The sequence below is a fragment of the Verrucosispora sp. SN26_14.1 genome (genome assembly GCF_004307965.1).
In the GTDB taxonomy this organism is placed as follows: Bacteria; Actinomycetota; Actinomycetes; order Mycobacteriales; family Micromonosporaceae; genus Micromonospora.
On record NZ_SISL01000549.1, the window covers coordinates 1 to 3,546 of the forward strand.

At 72.4% G+C, this 3,546-nt stretch carries 3 protein-coding genes; 2 read left to right on the plus strand and 1 reads right to left on the minus strand.

Annotation, left to right across the window (positions count from 1 at the left end):
- On the minus strand, positions 1–1,173 hold a 1,173-nt coding region (locus EYA84_RS28825; RefSeq protein ID WP_236146014.1), incomplete at its 3' end, for a bifunctional heptose 7-phosphate kinase/heptose 1-phosphate adenyltransferase.
- A 137-nt stretch (positions 1,174–1,310) separates the two neighbouring features.
- Here EYA84_RS28825 and EYA84_RS28830 point away from each other — a divergent pair.
- Together EYA84_RS28830 and EYA84_RS28835 are read left to right on the plus strand one after the other, a co-directional pair.
- A complete protein-coding gene (locus EYA84_RS28830) occupies positions 1,311–1,859 on the plus strand; it encodes a type 1 glutamine amidotransferase domain-containing protein (RefSeq protein WP_131057131.1) in 549 nt (182 codons plus the stop codon).
- Between the two features lie 114 nt (positions 1,860–1,973).
- On the plus strand, positions 1,974–3,546 hold a 1,573-nt coding region (locus EYA84_RS28835), incomplete at its 3' end, for an MDR family MFS transporter (RefSeq protein WP_131057133.1).

The window sequence follows — 3,546 nt, forward strand, 5'->3', positions numbered from 1 at the left end:
GAGGTGGGCGAGCTGCGCGGCGGTCGGCAGCGGCGCGCCGGCGGCGAGTGCGAGCGTCATGGTCGCCAGGTACGCGTCACCGGCACCGACCGCGTGGCTGGCCGGTACGGGTGTGCTGTGGCTGCGGGCGGGCTCTCCCTCGGCACCGCCCACCACCGCACCGTCGGTGTCCAGGGTCACCGCGACCACGTCGGCGCCGGTGTGTGCGCGCAACTCCGCCAGCCGGGACCGGGCCAGGACGGCCCGGTCGACACCGGCTCCGGCGTCGGCGTTCACGGTCACCCCGGTGCCGGTCACGCTGAGCCCGTCGCGGGTCATCGCGACCCGGCTCTCGCCCGGGGTGGGCTCACCGGTCGGTCCGTCGGTGCGCCGCAACCCGCCCGGGGCGGTGCCCACGGTCAGCTCCGAGGGTCCGTCGCCCGGGTCCATCTCGGGGTGTTCCAGGTGCAGGTCGGTCGGGGTGTCGGCGGCGGCCAGCCCGGCGGTACCGGCACGGGCGAGCAGCCGGCTCGCCTCGGCGAAGCTCGGCGTCACCACGGTCGGGGCGAGGCCACGCCAGTCGGCGAGGTCGTGCGCGTCCAGCGCGACGGTGGCGTACCGGCTGCGATGGGCGACCAGCCAGGCGCGTACCGGCGCAGGTAGGGCACCCAGGCCGTAGTCGCAGATCACCAGCGTGGGAGCCGCGCCCCCGGCGGCGGCCCGCAGCTCCTCGGTCGCGCAGTCGAGGGCGGTGAGCAGGCAGTCCACGCCCACGTCGGTGAGTGGGTCGTCCGGGTCGCCGGAGTCCTCGCGGAGCAGGATCTGGTCGCCGGCCAGCATCCGCCGCTTGACCGGGGTGGGGCGGCCGGGCTGGTTGACGGTCCGGTCCCAGACGCCCGCCCGGTCCAGACAGTCGTGCAGCTCGTCGCCGGCCACGTCGGCGCCGACCGGTGCCACCAGCACCGACCGGCCGCCCAGGGCGGCGACGTTGACCGCGGTGTTGGCCGCGCCGCCCGCCGCCGAGATGCGCCGCCGCAGGGTGAGGACCGGGGCCGGGGCTTCCCGACACAGCCGGTCGGAGTCGGCGAACCGCCATTCGTCGAGCATGGCGTCGCCGATCACCAGGACCGGGCGCCCGAGCCAGCTCTGCACGACGTCGGCGAGCCGGAGCTGTTCCGCTGCTGCTCGTGCCATGCCGGCGGATCCCCTTGCCGCTCCGGGTCAAACCTGTCCGACCGGCGGCCGGTGCGGGCTGGGTCACGCACCTCGGGGCGTTTCGGGCGTTCGGGGCCGGGCAGGTTTCCCACTGACCCATGGAGAGGAGATGCAGCATGGCAGCCACGTTGCAGGGCAAGCGAGTCGCCTTCCTGGCCACCGACGGTGTGGAGGAGGTCGAGTACGTCCAGCCGCGCGAGGCGGTCGAGCAGGCCGGTGCCACCGCCGAGCTGGTGTCGATCAAGCCGGGCCAGATCCGTGCCTTCGACCACCTGGACCCGTCCCAGACGTACGACGTCGACGTCAGCGTCTCCGAGGCGGACCCCGACCGGTACGACGCGTTGGTGCTGCCCGGTGGGGTGGCCAACCCGGACTTCCTGCGGGCCGACCCGGCGGCGGTGGCCTTCGTGCGGTCGTTCTTCGACGCCGGTAAGCCGGTCGGCGTGATCTGCCACGGCCCGTGGACCCTGGTCGAGGCGGACGTGGTGCGGGGCCGCCGGCTGACGAGCTGGCCGAGTCTGCGTACCGACCTGACCAATGCCGGCGCGACCTGGGTGGACGAGCAGGTGGTGACCGACAACGGCCTGGTCAGCAGCCGCAACCCGGACGATCTGCCGGCCTTCTGCGCCACGATCGTCGAGGAGTTCGCCGAGGGCCGGCACTGACCCGACCACCGGCACCACCCGTGGCCGGTCCGCCCGACACGCCCGCCAGGGCTCCGGACGGACCGGCTTCGTCCGTCCCGGGCATGTTTCCGGTGGTACGGGAAAACGGGCGCAATGACCACGGAGAGCCACCCGGAGCCGGTGCTGAGCAAGGGGCAGCTCCGGCTGCTGATGTTCGGCCTGATGACCGGCATGCTGCTGGCCGCCCTCGACCAGACCATCGTCGGGACCGCCCTGCCCACCATCGTCGGCGAGCTGGGCGGGATCAGTCACTACTCCTGGGTGGTGACCGCGTACCTGCTCGCCTCCACGGCCTCGACCCCGCTGTACGGCAAGATGGCGGACCTGTACGGACGCCGTCCGGTGTTCCTGTTCTCGATCGGGACGTTCCTGCTCGGCTCGTTGCTAGCCGGTCTCTCCCAGGACATGACCCAACTGATCGTCACCCGGGGTGTGCAGGGTCTCGGTGCGGGCGGCCTGATCACGCTCGCCTTCACCATCATCTCGGACGTGGTCTCGCCTCGGGACCGTGGCCGCTACCAGGGCGTCTTCGGTGCGGTGTTCGGGATCGCATCGGTGGCCGGGCCGCTGGTCGGCGGGTACTTCGCGGAGACCAACTGGCGCTGGATCTTCTATCTGAACGTGCCGCTGGCGATCCTCGCCATCGTGGTCTGCTCGCGGGTGATCCGGCTGGTGCCCTTCACCCGCCGCAAGCACTCGATCGACTGGCTGGGCGCTCTGCTGCTGGTCGCCGGGGTGAGCAGCCTGCTGTTGGCGCTGAGCTGGGGCGGCAACACCTACCCGTGGGGCTCGGCGGCGATCATCGGCCTCTTCGTCGCCGGTGCGGTGCTGGCCGTCGCCTTCGTGCTCCAGGAACGCCGGGTGGCCGAGCCGATCCTGCCGCTGCGACTGTTCCGCAGCGCCACCTTCGCCCTGGCCAACGGCGCCGGGTTCGTGCTCGGTCTGGTGATGTTCGGGTCGATCATCTTCATCCCGCTCTACCTTCAGATCGTCAAGGGCGCCTCACCGACCCGCAGCGGTCTGCTGATGCTGCCGATGATGGCCGGCATCATCGTCACCTCGGTGCTGACCGGCCGGGCCATGAGCCGGATCGGCCGGTACAAGTGGTTTCCGGTGAGCGGCTCGGTGGTGCTGCTGGTCGGCATGCTGCTGTTCACCCGGTTGCAGGTGGACACCTCGCTGTGGGTGGCGTTCGGGTTCATGACGGTGATCGGCGTGGGGCTGGGACTCTGCATGCAGTCGCTGGTCCTCGCCGTGCAGAACTCCGTCTCACTGCGGGACCTGGGTGCCGGCACCTCGTCGGCGACGTTCTTCCGGTCGCTCGGCGGCTCCTTCGGGGTGGCCATCCTCGGCGCGGTCCTCTCCGCCCGGCTGGCCGCCGAGATGTCCGACCGGCTGCCCGCGGCGGTCGCCCGACTCTCCCCGGAGCAGCGGGCGGCAGTGGGTCCGACCGGTGGTGCGGGAGTGTCGGTGGACGACCCGGCGACGATCCTGGCCCTGCCCGCCCCGGTCCGCGCGGCGGTCCAGGTGGCGTTCGTCGAGTCTCTGCACCTGGTCTTCCTGACCACCGGGCTGATCGCGATCGTGGCGGTGCTGCTCACCCTCGCCCTGCCGAACGAGCGGCTGCGCGGCGCCGGCCCGGAGGGGGCCACCGGCGGCACCGACG